Raw genomic sequence first — 17388 nt, 5'->3', positions numbered from 1 at the left:
GATGACATTATCTCTAGAATCAATTGAAGTGAAGCAAGTGAACGGCGTGAGTGCTCAAAAGCAAAGTGAGCTTCACGCCTTTGGCATCTTTAATGTGAAGGATTTATTGGAATACTACCCGTTTCGCTATGAAGACTTCCGTCCCCGCACTCTGGGTGAAGTGAAGCATGGAGATAAGGCGACACTGGTGGCCAAGGTAATCGGAATCCCGGTGCTGCAGCGCTTCGGCGGCAAATCACGGCTTAGCTGCAAGCTCATCGCAGAGCCGTGGATGTTCACGGCCACCTGGTTTAACCAGCAGTATGTGCGCGAGCAGCTGACAGTGGGCCGGGAAATTGTCATTACCGGCAAATGGGATCAGAAGCGCAGCCAAATTACGGTGACGGACTACGAATTCCCCGACCGCGGAGGCGGCAAGACCGGGACACTGCAGCCGGTGTATTCGGTGGGCGGCAAAATTACGCAGAACTGGATCCGCAAGGCGATCAATCAAGGGCTGCAGCAGTTCGGTGAGCTGATTCCGGAGATACTTCCGCAATCTATTATCCGTAAATATGATTTTATGCCGCGCAAACGGGCCATAGCCACCATCCATAACCCCGAGGACTCGCGCGAAGGCCAGCAGGGCCGGCGCAGAATGGTCTATGAGGAGCTGTTCCTGTTCCAGCTTAAGGTGCAGGCGTTCCGGGTACTCAACCAGCGGCGGACGGACGGTGTGGTGCATACGGTGGACAATGCAACGGTGCGCCAGTTCGTGCGCAGCTTGCCGTTTGAGCTTACGGATGCACAGAAACGGGTAGAGCTGGAGATTCTGCAGGATATGCGATCTCCATACTGCATGAACCGGCTGCTTCAAGGCGATGTCGGGTCAGGTAAAACCGTGCTGGCCGCCGTGGCATTGTTTGCGACGGTAAGGTCGGGATTCCAGGGGGCTCTGATGGTGCCGACGGAAATTCTGGCGGAGCAGCATATGCGCTCGTTAACCCGAATGTTCGAACCGTTTGGCATCTCGGTGGGGCTGCTCACCGGAAGTGTATCAGGCCGCAAACGGAAGGATATATTGGCCGCTTTGCAGATGGGGATGCTGGATGTTGTCGTAGGCACACATGCCTTGATTCAAGACGATGTCTTCTTCCGGAGCCTTGGACTCGTGGTTACCGATGAGCAACACCGCTTCGGGGTCAATCAGCGCAGTGTGCTTCGCCGCAAGGGATATAATCCCGATGTACTGACGATGACGGCGACACCAATTCCCCGCACACTGGCCATTACCGTCTTTGGTGATATGGATGTCTCCACACTGTCGGAACGGCCGAAGGGACGGGTACCGATTACCTCCTACTGGGTGAAGCACGATATGCTGGACCGTGTGCTGAATCTGGTGAACCGTGAAGTGGATCAGGGCCGCCAGGCTTACCTGATCTGTCCATTGATTGAGGAATCGGAGAAACTGGATGTCCAGAATGCAATTGATCTGTATGTGCAGATGTCGCAGCATTTCCCGAATTACAAGGTAGGCCTGCTGCACGGTCGGATGACCCCTGCCGAGAAAGACGAGGTCATGCGGGCCTTCTATAACAACGAAGTTCAGCTGCTGGTCTCTACGACCGTGGTAGAAGTCGGTGTAGACGTTCCCAATGCTACGCTGATGATCATTATGGATGCGGACCGCTTCGGGTTATCCCAGCTGCATCAGCTGCGCGGGCGCGTCGGTCGGGGCAGTCATGCTTCATACTGCGTGTTGGTGGCGGACCCGAAATCGGAGATTGGCCGTGAGCGGATGACTGCCATGACTGAGACGGAAGACGGGTTCGAGATCTCCAGACGCGATCTGGAGCTGCGCGGTCCCGGTGACTTCTTCGGCACGAAACAGAGCGGTCTGCCGGAATTCCGGCTGGCCGACATGACGGCCGACTTCGACATTCTGGAGCAGGCCCGCGACGATGCAGCCGAAATGCTGAAGGATGCTTCCTTCTGGACATCACCTGAATATGCGGCGCTGCGGACTTATCTGCAGAATGAACAAATTTTTCAGGGTGAGATCATCGACTAAATAGGCACATGCAAAGCCCCCCGGGCATATACTCTGAATGACGGATATGACGGGAGGTGCTTGTCGTTTGGGATATCAGCAGTACGGAATCAGCCCGCAGCTGGTGGAACGCATTAAGCTGAAGATGAAGAATACGGCTGTCAAGGACCGCATCAAGAACATGATTCAGGGGATTTCGCGGCAGGAGCTGCAGGACCCAGCGGTTGTGCGCAGACTTGTGCGTAATGCCGCGGCCGTGTTGAATGAAAAGCTGTCCTCCGCGCAGGAAGAGCAAATTGTCAAGTTTGTCATTGCCCAGAAGATTGATCCGAACAATACCTTTCACTTGATCCGCTTATGGAATATGTTCCGCTGATCTTTGGTAAGCGCATCTGACGACCCCAAAAAAGCGTTCCTGCAGGTAGAAATGCAGGAACGCTTTTTGGGTTATGCCGCAAGAGTGCGGCGTTGGTTAATTGGAAGGAAGCATCCAACGCGATTCGCCGCCTCCGACGACAATTTCGCCGTGGCGGTCGAAGCTATGGACAATGGTCGCCAGCGCCTCTTCTTCCATGCGGGTGGCCAGACAGAAGAGGGTGCCGGGTTGCCCCTCGGGGCCTGCGGCCTGCACAAGCTTGGCTTCACGCTTCAGTTCATCCCGCAGCGCCTCTCTGATCTCTGTGCAGCGGTTCGTGGTGATCCATACCGGCCGGGAACGGGTAAGGTCGCGCAGAGAGAAGCGTACCCCTTCGAATGCCAGCAGGTAAGCGATGATGGAATACATCGCCTGATCCCAGCCGAACAAGGCGCCCGCACATAGCAGGATGACGCAGTTCAGCAGCATCAGTGCGGTCTCCGCCCATTTGGGCGGCCCGCTGCGCAGAAACATAAATCCCGACTCCGGCGCCGGGCCGCCTACGCCGCCGAAGCGGATGGAAATGCCGAGGCCCACGCCCAGGCACAATCCGCCTGCAAGTGCGGCCGGCAGCGGCTCGGTGATGACGGCTGGGAACCGGTGAAGCGCCAGTGATCCGGCCGTCAGGCAGATCAGGCCAAGCATGGTATACATGGCAAACCGGAGGTTAATTTGCTTGCGCGACAGCAGGATGAACGGCAGGTTCAGCAGGAACAGGAACAAGCCAAGGCGCATCTCGGTCATATGTGACAGCAATGCCGACAAGCCGGCAATACCTCCGGTGATAAGCTTATGCGGCATCAAAAACAGCTCAAGGCCCACGGCGGCGATAAGACCGCCTGCGATAACTGAAAGAACGCGCACTCCCTTGCGCATATCCAAGGGCAATCCGCTTTCACCGTAACGTCGTTTCATATTTATTGGCTCCCCTCTCATAGGGTGGTTAGGACTGCGTTCAGTGGAGAGTAGTTATACGCTCAGACACGCAGCGCTGTCCACGTAATGAGAGGTGTATTTCAGCGGGCGCAGCAGCAGCCGCTTCAGGCAGAGATATATGACCGGCAGCAGCAAGCCGGCAAGCAGCACCGCCGCTGAGGTGCCGGGTATCCAGGATGTGGTCCCCTGCTGCACAGGACGGATAAGCGGCATATGCTTAAGCAGCGTTGTTTTCTTCCAGGCAGCGTGCGTCATTTTATGCTCTTGGCGTTCAATCTTAAAGGTGCTGTTATCGGCATCGGTTGAATTGAACAGCCCTGCCGAAGCCGCAAGAACGCTCAGCAGCAGAACCGGGATCAAAGCCGCCGCGGACAGACGAAACCGCCATTGGCTGTTCCGGAAGTTCATCATGGGACCACCTCCTGACGGAATAAAGTATAGTTTAAGCATAACATACGGCTAGGTATCAGCCAAATTGGAAACGCGTTAAAATGGTCATGAGAGTAATGGGATTTTGAAACCGGAAGAGGTATCGGGCGTATTCCGGAGTAAAAGCCGTGCAAAAACTTTTTAATGGGGAAGGATGGGTTACTTTTGAGTAATTGGGGGCAGCCACCGGGGTTTTCGGAGCCGGGTATATTCAATGGTTTTTTCGGGGGATTACCTTTTTTCGTGATGCTGATTTTTGTATTGGTCATCGGATTTTTTGTCTTTGTGATCATAAAAGGGTTGGTGGGCTGGAGTAAAAATAACGCAAGTCCTCTGACTACAGTCAACAGTACTGTTATTGGGAGACGTACTGAGGTGTGGGGCGGTTCGGGAGATTCCAGCGCCAGCACAAACTACTATATAACGTTTGAAACAGAGTACGGAGAACGCATTGAAATGTATGTGTCAGGGACCGACTATGGACTTATTGTGGAGGGCGACCGCGGACGGCTATCCTATCAGGGGACACGGTTCAAGGGCTTTGAACGGATGCCTCAGCGAGTCTACGGAGAGTAAAAGATATTATGGTATGCTTTAAAACTTTTGCCGATCGTCGCGGTTTACAGAATCCCCCGGCTATTTTTGGGTAAACTCCATATAGGAGCTAGGCCAAGATCAAATGGATACGGAAGGAGCTGGCGGTTTGAATCCTGTTGAACCTACAAAAGCGAAGGCGGAAACCCTCACACCGTTTCATACTCTGGGCAGTGAAGAGGTGCTGAAGCGCCTTGACAGCTCGCTAGACGGGCTGCGTCCAGAGGAAGCGGCGGCACGTCGCGAACGTTACGGGAGTAATCTGCTGCAGGAAGCGAAGAAGAAGACACTGCTCGCCAAGTTCATTGAGCAATTCAAGAATGTAATGATCTTTATTCTTCTGGTGGCGGCAGTGCTCTCCGGCGTGCTGGGTGAATGGACGGATACAATCATTATTTTATTGGTGGTTGTGCTCAATGCCGTGCTCGGCGTCATTCAGGAGAACAAGGCGGAGCAGGCGCTGGAAGCGCTCAAAAGCATGTCTTCTCCGATGGCCCGGGTCCGCCGCGGCGGTCAGGTAACGGAGATCAAGAGCGAAGAGCTGGTACCGGGCGATATTGTGCTGCTGGAGGCGGGCAATGTGGTTCCGGCTGATGTGCGTCTGCTGGAAGCGGCCTCGCTGAAGACGGAGGAAGCGGCGCTTACCGGAGAGTCACTGCCTGCGGAGAAGCAGACTGCTGTGCTGGAGGGCGCCGATCTGGTCATCGGTGACCGGACGAACATGGCCTATATGAGCAGCAGTGTGACTTATGGACGCGGCGTCGGCGTGGTCACGGCGACAGGCATGCAGACGGAGGTCGGCCGGATCGCCGGATTCATCTCGGAAGAGGAGTCCGACGTAACGCCGCTGCAAAAAAAGCTGGATGAGCTTGGGAAATATTTCACCTATATCATTCTCGGCGTCTGTGTGGTCATCTTTGCGGTGGGACTGCTGGAAGGCAGAGAGCTGCTGGATATGACGCTGACTTCCATCTCGCTGGCCGTAGCGGCGATCCCGGAAGGCCTTCCGGCAATCGTAACCATCATTCTGGCGCTGGGCGTACAGCGGATGGCCGGCCGCAAGGCGATTATCCGCAAGCTGCCGGCGGTCGAGACCCTTGGCAGCACGGAAATTATCTGCTCGGATAAGACGGGTACGCTCACCCTGAATAAAATGACGGTAGAGAAGCTGTACCTGAACGGTGAACTGCTGGAAGCAACCGCGGAATTGTCCAGTGTTCCCGGGGGCAAGAGATTGCTGGAGGTCATGACGCTCTGCAACGATTCCAGCATTGACGAGGGTGCTGCCGGAGGAGGGGGCAAGAGCGGCAAGGCGATCATCGGCGATCCGACCGAAACGGCCTTGGTCGATTATGCGCTCAGCATCGGTACCGACAAGCGGGAGCTGGAGCGGGAGCAGCCGCGCCGCAGCGAGCTTCCGTTCGATTCAGACCGCAAACTGATGACGACGATTCATCAGGTGGAAGGCGGCTTCCGGGCGCTGACGAAGGGAGCGCCCGATGTGCTTCTGTCCCGCTGCAGCCATATTCTTGAAGCGGGAGACATCGTGCCGCTGACGGAGGAGCATACCCGGCGGATCTCTGCCGGGAACAAGCAGCTCGCGGACGAAGCGCTGCGCGTATTGGCTTTTGCGTTCCGGGAGCATGGAGAACTGCCGGCAGACCCTACGCCGGAGAGTACGGAAACCGGGCTGGTGTTTGTCGGACTCGCCGGTATGATCGATCCGCCGCGCGAAGAGGTTAAGGCGGCCGTGGCCGTCTGCCGCAAGGCCGGAGTCCGGCCGGTAATGATTACCGGGGACCACAGGGATACCGCCGCCGCTATCGCCAAACGCCTGGGCATTATCGAAGACGACAATGCGGTGCTTACAGGGCGGGAGCTGGATAAGATCAGCGAGCAGGATTTTGCCGAGCGGGTAGCGGATTACTCGGTGTACGCCCGGGTCTCTCCGGAGCATAAGGTGCGAATTGTCAAGGCCTGGCGCGCAAAGGGCAAGATTGTAGCGATGACCGGCGACGGCGTCAACGACGCACCGGCCCTCAAATCGGCCGACATCGGTGTCGGCATGGGCATTACCGGGACGGATGTAGCCAAAGGCGTGTCGGACATGGTCTTGGCGGATGATAATTTCACGACGATAGTTGTTGCTGTAGAAGAAGGACGCAAAGTGTACAGTAATATTCGCAAGGCGATTCAATTCCTGCTCTCGGCGAACCTCGGGGAAGTGTTAACCCTGTTCATCGCGACACTGATCGGCTGGCGCATTCTGGAGCCGATCCATATTCTGTGGATTAACCTGGTGACAGATACGCTTCCGGCGCTGGCATTGGGCCTGGAGAAGGCGGGCAGCGATGTTATGGCGAAGAAGCCGCGGAAGGCGAGCAGCAGTATTTTTGCCGGAGGGGTCGGCGCAGGGATCATCTATCAGGGAATTCTGGAAGCATTGCTGACGCTGCTGGTATACTACTGGGCACACACCCATTATGATGAAGGCGTTGCGGTAACCATGGCCTTCGCCACACTCGGGCTGCTGCAGATCACCCATGCATTTAACGTCCGTTCCAATACGAAATCGCTGTTTCAGCTCGGTCTGTTCTCGAACCGTTACATGCTGGGAGCTTCGGTGATCTCCGGCCTGCTGCTGGTGCTGGTCATTATCATTCCGGGGCTGAACGAATGGTTCGGTGTGCAGCATATGAACGGGACGCAATGGCTTATTGTTGTTGGCGCAGCACTTGCCATTGTAGTGATTGTAGAACTGGTGAAGCTTGTGCTCCGGCTCAGCGGCAAAGGAAAGACCTGGGATTGAATGGTTGCAGAACCGCACAAAAAGAGCTTGCCTCTCATCCGGGAGCGCAAGCTCTTTGCTATATTTAATTTAAAGCACGCGAGTCATGTGCAGTATTACATCATGCCAATATCCTGTATCAAGGTTGCTGATTTGTACACCAGGTTCACCCCAGGTATGAATGAATTTACCGTCTCCAATGTAAATGCCGACATGTCCAGGGACGGCATCGCTCTCGAAGCGGCCGGGCACGGTGAAGAAGATCAGGTCGCCCACATCAAGGTCGCTGCGGGATACACGTCTGCCGATGTTGTCCTGATCCCGGGCCAGCCGCGGTAGAGTGACGTCAAATTTCTTAAAGACATGGCGAGTAAAGGAGGAGCAGTCGAATTTCTTGGTCTCTTCATATGTGCCGGCGCCGAAATCATACGGGGTGCCAAGATATTTCTTGGCATAAGACACCAGCTCGCCTTTGTCAACGTCGGACAGGCTCTGGATGCGCAGCGGTTTAGCGGCGCCAGTGCCTGCTCCGCCAGAATCCTTATCCTCGGGCGGAGAAACATTGATCTCGCCGCTGCTTGGATTCCAGCCTACCTCGGTCTGAAGAAATTTGGACAGCGCATTGGGTGTAATATAGATTTGCCCGTTGTGCCGTATCGGAGCGTCGGGAAGCGTGATTTTCTCTCCAAGAGAGAAAGCTTCACTGGAATTCGGTTTCAGCATGTACATGACATCGGTATAGCCGACTTTGGCGTAACCGCCGCTTGCGGTATCGTCCTTCGTGCGGTAGCCGAGGGATGCGGCCGCCGGTTTCAGCGGAATCCAGAACTTGCCCTTCTGGTCGGTATACACTTCCTTCTCATAATAGCTGCCGGCCAGGTTGCCGGTAGGCGTGACCGAATTTACCTTAGGCTTGGTATCCTGGGAGTAATATCCGCAGGCCGAAGTGCCCGCCAGCAGAACAGTAAGCACTGCAGCTGTTGCAGCGGATTTGGCAATTTTGCTTGTTGGCATCATTAACACGCTCCAATCTCAGACTGTACCTAAAGTGTGTGCAGCCTGTGGCGGTTTCATCAGAGCGCGGAACGTAAACTTATTGCCTGAACTTCCTGATCCTACATAGCCGATATGTGCAATATGCAGTAAATGTCAAGAATTACTACATCATTGCTCGGACCCGAACGGATGCATTGTGCCTGTTTTGTAATATCTGGCGAGGTGATAAATGATTGACGGATAATCAACCGCCATATAATATTAGTTTAATAGATTTGCTGTATTAAATGTGAGTTCGGTGTAAGCTTTTGCTTTATCGCTTTTAAAGATGAAAGCGATAATGCTTAACCGCTCCCATTGATGCACGCGCTGATACCGTAAAAGAAAAGGGGTTATTTCATGAAAAGAAAAAATATGCTGGCCGGACTCGGCCTGTGCCTGATGCTGGCGATCGCCGGCTGCGGAGGCAACAACACAGCAAACACGGAGAATGCCGCTAACTCGGGCAATGGTGCGGCTAATGCAACTAATGCCCCGGCGAGTGAAGCTCCGGCGGCGCAGGATTCTTACAAGATCGCTATTTCGCAGTATGTGGAGCATCCGTCGCTGGATGCGACACGTGAAGGCTTCCTGGCCGCACTGAAGGACGCAGGCCTCGTGGAAGGGGAGAACCTGACCGTGGATCTCCAGAACGCCCAGGCGGATCAATCCAACAACCTCGCAGTAGCCCAGAAGATTGCCGGCGATAAGAACGATCTGGTACTGGCTATTGCCACACCTTCGGCACAGGCGGTTGTGCAGGAAGTGGATAAGAACACGCCGATTCTGTTTGCAGCCGTTACCGATCCGCTTGACGCCAAGCTTGTTTCCGATCTGGCGCATCCCGGGGGCAACGTATCCGGGGCTTCGGATACGAACCCTGAATCCATTACTCGCCTGATGCAGTTCATTGCCGCGCAGTTCCCGAACGTCAAGAAGCTGGGACTGATCATCAATGAAGGCGAACCAAACGCGGTTGTTATGTCGGGCATTGCCAAGGAAGAGCTGGACAAGCACGGGATCGAGCTGGTGAAGGCGCCGATTACCAACACTTCCGAAGTGAAGCAGGCAGCTGAATCGCTGGTAGGCCGTGTAGATGCCTTCTACATCACCCTGGACAACTCGGTTGTCAGCGGTGTGGATGCCATTATCCAGACAGCGAATGACAACAAGATCCCATTCTTCTCCGCTGACCGCGACACGGTTGAGAAGGGGGCATTCGCCACTGTAGGCTTCAAGTATTATGACCATGGCTACCAGGTAGGAGAAATGGCAGTGGAGGTGCTGAAGAACGGCACCAGCCCGGGCGACATGGAAGTCAAGATGCAGGAGAAGCTGGACCTGATTCTGAATCTGAAGGCAGCGGAAGCCCAGGGCATTGAAGTAACGGATGCCATGAAGGCTGAAGTATCCGATACGGCAAGCAGTATTATCCAATAACAGGTTTATGTAATGGGGCTGTTCCCTTGCGGACGCCCCTTGATGCTTAAGGAGGAAGTCACCTATGATGAATTCAATGCTGGGAGCTGTGGAATCAGGGCTGCTTTATGCTTTTATGGCGCTCGGTGTGTATATTACGTTCCGTATTCTTGATTTTCCCGATTTGACGGTGGACGGGAGCTTCACGACCGGCGGAGCCATTGCCGCCGTGATGATTACCAACGGCTACTCGCCGTGGCTGGCCACCTTGTGCGCGCTGCTGGGCGGAGCACTGGCCGGCATGTGCACCGGTCTTCTGCATACGAAGGGCAAGATCAACGGACTGCTCTCGGGCATTCTGATGATGATTGCGCTTTATTCCATTAACCTGCGCATTTTAGGCAAGCCGAATGTCTCGCTGATGGGCGAGGAGACCTTGCTGAGCCCGATCAATCTGCTGCTGGTTATGCCATTTGTAGTGATTGCCGTTAAGATCCTGATGGATCTGTTTCTGCGCACCGACCTTGGGCTTGCCCTGCGGGCTACGGGCGACAACGCCCGGATGATCCGCAGCTTCGGTGTCAATACAGATACAACAACCATTCTCGGCATCAGCTTGTCCAATGGTCTTGTAGCGCTCTCCGGTGCACTGATTGCCCAAGATTCCGCTTTTGCCGACAGCTCGATGGGTATCGGTATGATTGTTCTCGGCCTCGCTTCCGTGATTATCGGTGAAGCGATCTTCGGAGCCCGCAGTGTATTCCGGGCAACTCTGGCCGTTGTGCTGGGATCAATTGTGTACCGTATCGTTGTGGCCTTGGCGCTGCGTGCGCCGGGCATGGAGGCTTCGGACCTGAAGCTGATTACGGCGATTATCGTTATTATCGCGCTTCTCTTCCCGTCCATCCAGCGATATGTGAAGCAGAAGAGCATGGCCCGCAAACGCAGTGCCGAGCTGGCCGAGCAGGCGATTGCCCGCAAGAGAGGGGGAGCTGCCGATGCTAAAGCTTGATAATGTATCCAAGCTGTTCAATCCGGGAACACCCGATGAGAAGATTGCGCTGCTCGGTATTGATCTGGAGCTTAAGGCCGGTGACTTCGTAACTGTAATCGGCAGCAACGGCGCAGGTAAATCAACGCTGATGAATATCATTTCCGGCGTGATGAAGCCTGATCTTGGGGATGCAAGAATCGAGGGCAGCTCGATCTGCCAATTGCCCGAATATCAGCGGGCCCGCTGGATCGGCCGTGTCTTTCAGGACCCGATGGCCGGAACAGCCCCGCATATGACCATTGAAGAGAATCTCGCCATGGCATATAAGCGCGGCCAGAGCCGCGGACTGGCCTTCGGCGTGAACGCTGCCCGGCGCAACCTGTTCCGCGAACAATTGAGCCGCCTGGGCATTGGACTGGAGAACCGGCTGCGGGCCAAGGTTGGCCTGCTGTCGGGCGGAGAGCGGCAGGCGCTGAGCCTGCTGATGGCAACCTTCACCCAGCCGCAGATTCTGCTGCTGGACGAGCATACTGCGGCGCTTGACCCGGCTCGGGCCGAGCTGATTACAAAGCTGACGGACAATATTGTACGTGAGATGAAGCTGACGACGCTGATGGTAACCCACAATATGGAGCAGGCGATCCGGCTGGGGAACAGGCTCATTATGATGGATAAAGGCTCCATTATTCTGGACATCGACGAAGAACGCAAGCGCGACCTGAGCGTAGAACGGCTGCTCGGAGAATTCGAGGCGATCAGCGGGCATAAGCTGGCTGATGACCGAATCGTACTGGGCTAACAGACAGACGGCTGACCAGACTGGCACATAAGAAGTGTAGACCCGGGTAGATGCAGTAGCAAGATGCTGCATCTACCCGGGTCTTTGTTATACCTAATATCGGAATAATGATATGCCGCTCAGTCTAACCCCTAGAATCTCCCGATTCATTGCCGGGTATGCGAGGTATAAGTTAAGGAAAGAACTTATCCCGTAGCATTCGCAGCAAGAAGAAGCCGGGAAAGGCGCCGTATAAGCATTCGCCCCCGGCAACAACCACGGAGGAGATGACAGAGATGGCAGAAAAGAAGCTTGAAGGCAAGGTAGCGATCATCACCGGAGGCGGATCGGGCATCGGCAGAGCAACCGTGCTGGAATTCGCCCGCCAGGGTGCAAAGGTGGCAATGCTGGACCGTACCCCTGAGAATGCCGAGAAGGTCCGCCGCAAGGTGGAGCAGGAAGGCGGGGAAGCGGTCGTTATCGAGTGCGATATCGCCGAACCACAGCAGGTTGAGGCTGCGGTGAAGCAGGCGGCTGAGAAGTGGGGCCGGCTGGATATCGTGTTCGCCAATGCCGGCATCAACGGGGCGATGACGCCGATTGAGACGATGGACATCGAAGCGTGGGATCAGACCATCCATATCAATCTGCGGGGCACGTTCGCTACCGTGAAGTATGCGATCCCCTATCTGAAGGAGAACGGCGGCAGTGTGCTAATCAACAGCTCGATTAACGGTAACCGGGTGTTCTCGAATATCGGCTTTTCGGCATACAGTACGACAAAGGCCGGCCAGGTTGCTTTTATGAAGATGGCTGCGCTGGAGCTGGCCCAGTACAAAATCCGCGTCAATGCGATTTGTCCGGGAGCCATTACCACCAACATCGACGATAACACCTTCCCTTCCGATGATTTGCAGGAAGTGCAGATCGAGGTCCAGTTCCCGGACGGCGGTCAGCCGCTGGAGAAGGGACCGGGACGGCCTGATCAAGTTGCTAGATTGGCCCTGTTCCTGGCTTCGGAAGATTCCGATCACATTACCGGCACTGAAATTTACTGCGACGGAGCAGAATCGCTCCTGCACGGCTAAAGGTGTCTACTCTTGCGGTCTGACGCATAGATTATAAAGGAATAACCCTTCAGGAAGAAGCGGATTCCGCTCCTTGCTTGTGTGCTGCCCGCATTATGAGGACAGATAACGCAGCGGGGCGGGGTCCGTTGTTGCATCCGGGCCTAATAATAGATCTGAGCATTCGCCTATTTATGATGTATACTATTATTTTAACGTGTGACTGGAGGCGAAGCGATGAATCTGTTGGATATTAACCTGCATACTGAATCCATAGTCAAGCTGCTCGTGGCCATGCTGTTCGGGCTGTTCATCGGCATCGACCGGCAGCTCAAGCAGAAACCGCTGGGCATCCGGACCAGTATGGTCATCAGTATCGCCAGCTGTCTGGTAACGCTGGTATCCATTCATGCTTACGACAAGTTTGGCGGCGCCGATCATCCCACCATGGACCCGATGCGTCTGGCGGCGCAGATTGTCAGCGGTATCGGTTTTCTGGGAGCAGGGGTCATCCTGCGGCGTGGCGGTGACGCCATTTCGGGACTGACTTCAGCCGCGCTGATCTGGACCGCTTCGGGCATCGGCATCGCGGTTGGGGCAGGTTTCTATGTGGAAGCCGGATATGCGGTTATCCTGCTCATGTTCGCCGTCAATCTGGTACCGCTGCTGATCAAGCTGATCGGCCCCCAGGTGCTTAACAAGCATGAGATCTCCGTGCAGATTATTATGGAGCCAGATTATCAGCTCACGGATGTCATCAGCCGGATCGAAGGCCCGCAAGTGGGTATGCACAAGAAGGCCAAAGTGACCGGCAGGACCATCCGCCGTATCCGTATTAAGGATCTGGAGGACGGCAGACAGATGATTGATATGGTGCTGTCCTGCTCAGACAAAGATTATGCTACGGAAGTCTACAATGATGTGAAGCAAATCGAGCATGTGATGAGCGTGGAAGTGGAACAGCTGTAAAAAGGCATGTCGTCTCCTGGGCAGATGTGGTAATCTATTCAGGAGACAGTCATTATGAGAATATGGAAGGAGTTTTACGAAATCATGGCTATCAAAGCATATGAAGGACAATACGAAGGAGAATACGCCGTATGGCTGCAGGCCGGCCGTTATGAAGCTGCCGTGCTGCCGGGCATCGGGGGCAATCTGATCTGCTTCCGCGATACCGAAAACGGTTACCGTTTCCTGCACGAGCCGGGTGCGGAGGGCATGGAGGATTTCAAAGCCAGCCCGGGCATCCACGGCATTCCGGTACTGTTCCCGCCGAACCGTTATGAAGACGGAGAATTTCCGTTCAATGGACAGACCTACCATCTGCCGGTGAATGAAGAAGCTACAGGCAACCATCTGCACGGATTCCTGCATACCGCTGCCTGGGAGGTAGAAGACTTCGGTGCCGGTAAGACGGAGAGCTTTGTAACCGTAAAGATCCAGGTAGATGAGAAGCATTCCTCCTATCAATATCTGCCGTTTAAATACACGGTGAAGCTGCGCTATGCCCTGAGCGAGGGAGGTCTGACCCAGCACCTGAGCGTACATAACGACGGCGAAGTGCTGATGCCTTGCCTGCTGGCGTTCCATACGGCTATCAATGCGCCCTTCGTACCTGGAGGTAGCGCTCAGGATTACCGCGTAAAGGCGACGATCGGCGAACGCTGGGAGCTGAACGGCCGCATGCTGCCAACCGGGAACTATCAGCCGCTGACCGCAGAGGAAGTCGCACTCCGCGGCGAAGGGGTAAATCCTTTCTTCGGTCCGATGGACAACCATTACACTGCTGTGCCGCAGAATGGCCGCAACAAGATGGAATTGACGGATACCAAAGCCGGTGTGACGCTGGTCTATGATGTCGGAGCTTCGTACAAGCAGTGGATGATCTGGAACAACGGGGCAACCGAAGGCTTCTTCTGTCCGGAGCCGCAGATCAATCTGGTCAATGCGCCGAAGGTTGAGCTTCCGGCAGAGGAGATTGGCTTATTCAGCCTGGCACCGGGCGAATATTGGGAAGAGACTGCGCGTTTATACGTGAAATAACAGGGCTCAGAATAGGGCATGCAGGGGGACGGCAGGTTGCCGTTCCTCTTTTTATACCGTATACTGTTCGCTTGAACACAGCTTAGATGAACCTGGGAGTGAATCAAAATGCGCTGCAAGCCCCGGAGGTTTGCCGGTGAAGGAATACGGAGGCTTGCCTTCATTCTTATCTTCAGCAGTTTAATACTTAATTTTGTGATGCAGCTTGCTTCGCTGGACCTGGATATCTCTGCCGTCTGGGTGTGGATCGGTAGCCATTTCTGGTTGTACCTGGCAGGCAGCTTGCTTCTGTTTCTCATTCTGCTCGGCAGCTCGATGCTGCTGCCCCATCTGTATGCGGGCCCGGCAACAGCTGCGGCTCTGCTTCTTGTCGCTGCGGCAGCGGATTATAAGAAGCTGGAAACGACGGACGAGCCGCTGTTTCCCTGGGACCTGATGCTTCTGAGGAATGCGCCGGAGATGCTCCGGATCACTAAAGGCATGATCACGCCGCTGATGCTGGGTACGGCTGTCTTCCTGATCGCAGTGCTGATACTGCTGGTTCGCAAGCTGCCGAAGTCCCGGGTGACATTGCCGCTGAGAGCCGTCCTGCTGACTGTATCTCTGACTGGCGCTGGCGGCTTCGTACATATGGTCTCCGCTCCGTCTCCTATGGCTTCGGCACTGGGTTATGAGAACCTGTTCTGGAACCAGAAGGTGAATTACAGCCAGAACGGATTTGTATTTGCGTTCACAGGCAACCTGCGCCAGAGCCTGCTGGAGGAGCCGGAGGGCTACAGCCGCATAGCGATTGAGCGGATTGCAGCTAAGTATGCGGGAGAACCGGAAACCCCGGAAGGGATTCTGAACGGTGAGCAGCCGAACATCCTGTTTATCATGAATGAGGCTTTTTTTGATCCGACGCGGATGACTGCCTTTGACTTTAGTGAAGATCCGCTGGCTTTCATTCATCAGGCAGCAGCTGATCATCCATCCGGATTTCTGCTGTCGCCGGAGTTCGGCGGCAATACGGCCAATGTGGAATTTGAGGCGCTGACCGGGCTTTCCATGTATTTTCTCAAGGACGGATCGATCCCTTATCAGCAGAAAATCGTTAAAATGAATGCCATGCCTTCCATTGTCAGCATTCTCGAAGATCGCGGATATGGCACGCTGGCACTGCATCCCTATGACAAAACCTTTTACAACCGCAACCGGGTGTATCCGATCCTCGGGTTCGACGAATTTGTCAGCGAGGAGGATATGGGGAATGCAGAGCGGCTTACGCCGAATGCGTACATTTCGGACCAAGCTGCTATACAGGAGGCCGTAAGCAGGCTGAAATCAGCCGACCGGCCCACCTTTGTCCATCTGGTCACGATGCAGAATCACTTCCCCTTCACGAAGGGCCAGAACGGACCGAATACAGTCGGCATTGACGGCGTGGCGGAAGAGGACCGTGACGAGCTGGAGACCTTTACGCAAAATGTCAAGCTGACGGATGAGGCGCTCGCCAAGCTCCAGCAGGAGCTGCTCACGATCGGGCGGCCGACGATTGCCGTCTTCTGGGGCGATCATCTGCCTGCGCTGACGGACGGAATTTATGCCTCTGCGGGCTGGGGGGATCAGCCGCGGCTGAAGTATGAGACCCCCTTGCTGATGCTGGCTAATTTCGAGCTGGGCGGACAGCCGCTCGGCACACTCAGTCCGGCCTTTCTCGGGCCGGAGGTATTCCGCTTGACCGGGCAGGCCATGCCGGGCTTCTATACGCTGCTGGAACGGGTGCGCAGTGAGCTTCCCGGTCTGAGCAAGAGCGTCCTGCTCGGGCCGTCCGGAGAGGTTGGTAGCCTTAGCGCAGCTCAGCAGCGGCTGCTTCAGGACTATCGCCTGATTGAGTATGATTTGCTGGAGGGCGGGCAGTTTGCCGCTGAGCTGATGTTCTAAACGCCGACAGCTTCGTGAAACTTGGGACCCTGATCCTGCGTATGTGCAGGTGGGGTCCTTATTCATGCGCTGCGTCACCTGTCCGGTGAAATCTGCCTTCTGCCTGTTCCTAACGGTTGCGTTTAGATGCAATCGCAGAGATAATAACAAGCATACAACCATTTACAGGAGGCCGCAGATGCAAATTATCGCCATGCTGACGATGCTGATCGACCACATCGGATATATATTTTTTCCGGATGACTTGAGATGGAGGTACATTGGGAGAATTGCTTTCCCGATCTACTGCTACTTGCTGGTGCAGGGGCATATACATACTTCATCGAAACGGCGTTATGTGCTGAGACTGTTTATGATCGCAGTGATCGCTCAAATCCCGTATAATCTGGCTCTGACGCCGGACGGCTGGAATGTCGTGTTCACTCTGCTGCTGTCCGAGCTCGTATTGATTGTGCTGGATAAGCTGCCGAATCTGTGGCTGGGCATTCCCGTGGTGCTTGCCGCGTTCGTGGTGATGGACCATTTTCCGCTTGATTATAACGCGTATGGCTTGTTGCTGGTGCTGATCTTCCGTTATTTGCGTTCTTACTGGCTGGTCCTGGGCCACTTTGTGCTCAACTTTGTCTATCTGTTCTACTACCAATGGGTGGTGCAGATGCTGAGCCTCGTCCCTACGCTGCTGATCGGTCTTCTGCCGGTTTACCGTCAGGCATTGGAGGCGCGCAGACTGCCCCGCTGGGTATGGTGGTCCTTCTATCCGGGACATCTGGCCATATTGGCGGCGATCAAGATTCTATATTTTGACGAATGGGTAATTATGGATTGGCGTAGTTTATTTCAAATTTAGTCCTGAAGGGCTAACGAAGCCAAGTCTCCCGTATCATTTAGTAGCGGTCCTTCCTCTATCGTTTAGAGTTGATGGATATAAGCAATTA

General features: G+C 54.9%; 15 protein-coding genes. 12 read left to right on the top strand and 3 right to left on the bottom strand.

Features of this window, described 5'->3' with window-relative positions; all coding sequences use genetic code 11:
* Window position 1 precedes the first annotated feature (1 nt).
* Both recG and F1379_RS08700 read left to right on the top strand, forming a co-directional pair.
* Window positions 2–2053 (top strand): ATP-dependent DNA helicase RecG, encoded by a 2052-nt coding sequence (gene recG / locus F1379_RS08705; protein WP_150268526.1) that lies wholly within the window; start codon window positions 2–4, stop codon window positions 2051–2053.
* Window positions 2054–2120: 67 nt separating this feature from the next.
* Entirely contained in the window at window positions 2121–2408 is a 288-nt protein-coding gene (locus tag F1379_RS08700) for a stage VI sporulation protein F (RefSeq protein WP_150268524.1), read from the top strand.
* A 96-nt stretch (window positions 2409–2504) separates the two neighbouring features.
* Here F1379_RS08700 and F1379_RS08695 read toward each other — a convergent pair whose 3' ends face one another.
* Together F1379_RS08695 and F1379_RS08690 are read right to left on the bottom strand one after the other, a co-directional pair.
* A complete protein-coding gene (locus F1379_RS08695) occupies window positions 2505–3362 on the bottom strand; it encodes a YitT family protein (protein ID WP_162551105.1) in 858 nt (285 codons plus the stop codon).
* Window positions 3363–3416: 54 nt separating this feature from the next.
* Window positions 3417–3794: a hypothetical protein gene (locus tag F1379_RS08690; RefSeq protein WP_150268520.1), complete on the bottom strand. Its 378-nt coding sequence runs from the start codon at window positions 3792–3794 to the stop codon at window positions 3417–3419.
* 162 nt (window positions 3795–3956) lie between these two features.
* Between F1379_RS08690 and F1379_RS08685 the strand changes: the two genes are divergently transcribed.
* Both F1379_RS08685 and F1379_RS08680 read left to right on the top strand, forming a co-directional pair.
* Entirely contained in the window at window positions 3957–4388 is a 432-nt protein-coding gene (locus F1379_RS08685; RefSeq protein ID WP_150268517.1) for a DUF2500 family protein, read from the top strand.
* Between the two features lie 127 nt (window positions 4389–4515).
* Entirely contained in the window at window positions 4516–7215 is a 2700-nt protein-coding gene (locus F1379_RS08680) for a cation-translocating P-type ATPase (RefSeq protein WP_239004604.1), read from the top strand.
* Between the two features lie 69 nt (window positions 7216–7284).
* Here F1379_RS08680 and F1379_RS08675 read toward each other — a convergent pair whose 3' ends face one another.
* Window positions 7285–8208 carry a C40 family peptidase gene (locus F1379_RS08675; RefSeq protein WP_150268512.1) on the bottom strand — a complete coding sequence of 308 codons (924 nt, stop codon included), beginning with the start codon at window positions 8206–8208 and terminating at the stop codon, window positions 7285–7287.
* Window positions 8209–8589: 381 nt separating this feature from the next.
* On the opposite strand from F1379_RS08675, the gene F1379_RS08670 reads away from it, so the two are divergent.
* The 8 genes from F1379_RS08670 (at window position 8590) to F1379_RS08635 (ending at window position 17300) form a co-directional block, all read left to right on the top strand.
* Complete coding sequence (locus tag F1379_RS08670) at window positions 8590–9669, top strand: ABC transporter substrate-binding protein (protein ID WP_150268510.1); 1080 nt, start codon at window positions 8590–8592, stop codon at window positions 9667–9669.
* Window positions 9670–9733: 64 nt separating this feature from the next.
* The gene (locus tag F1379_RS08665; RefSeq protein WP_150268509.1) at window positions 9734–10660 is read left to right on the top strand and encodes an ABC transporter permease; all 927 of its coding nucleotides are present in this window, start codon (window positions 9734–9736) and stop codon (window positions 10658–10660) included.
* Window positions 10647–11441, top strand: a complete 795-nt coding sequence (locus F1379_RS08660) for an ABC transporter ATP-binding protein (RefSeq protein ID WP_150268507.1) — start codon at window positions 10647–10649, stop codon at window positions 11439–11441. The genes F1379_RS08665 and F1379_RS08660 overlap by 14 nt, the downstream gene beginning before the upstream one ends.
* A gap of 275 nt (window positions 11442–11716) precedes the next feature.
* Complete coding sequence (locus F1379_RS08655; RefSeq protein ID WP_150268504.1) at window positions 11717–12508, top strand: SDR family oxidoreductase; 792 nt, start codon at window positions 11717–11719, stop codon at window positions 12506–12508.
* 216 nt (window positions 12509–12724) lie between these two features.
* Window positions 12725–13456, top strand: coding sequence for an MgtC/SapB family protein (locus F1379_RS08650; protein ID WP_203457064.1), 732 nt, complete (start codon window positions 12725–12727; stop codon window positions 13454–13456).
* 84 nt (window positions 13457–13540) lie between these two features.
* Complete coding sequence (locus F1379_RS08645; protein WP_150268502.1) at window positions 13541–14530, top strand: aldose 1-epimerase; 990 nt, start codon at window positions 13541–13543, stop codon at window positions 14528–14530.
* A gap of 108 nt (window positions 14531–14638) precedes the next feature.
* A complete protein-coding gene (locus F1379_RS08640) occupies window positions 14639–16453 on the top strand; it encodes an LTA synthase family protein (protein ID WP_150268500.1) in 1815 nt (604 codons plus the stop codon).
* Between the two features lie 178 nt (window positions 16454–16631).
* The gene (locus tag F1379_RS08635) at window positions 16632–17300 is read left to right on the top strand and encodes a TraX family protein (RefSeq protein ID WP_150268498.1); all 669 of its coding nucleotides are present in this window, start codon (window positions 16632–16634) and stop codon (window positions 17298–17300) included.
* The last annotated feature ends 88 nt before the right edge of the window (window positions 17301–17388 follow it).

Source organism: Paenibacillus tepidiphilus, from assembly GCF_008635795.1.
Classification (GTDB): Bacteria; Bacillota; Bacilli; order Paenibacillales; family Paenibacillaceae; genus Paenibacillus_AQ; species Paenibacillus_AQ tepidiphilus.
The sequence above is the reverse complement of the archived record's forward strand: the minus strand, read 5'-3'. Positions and strand labels throughout refer to the sequence as shown.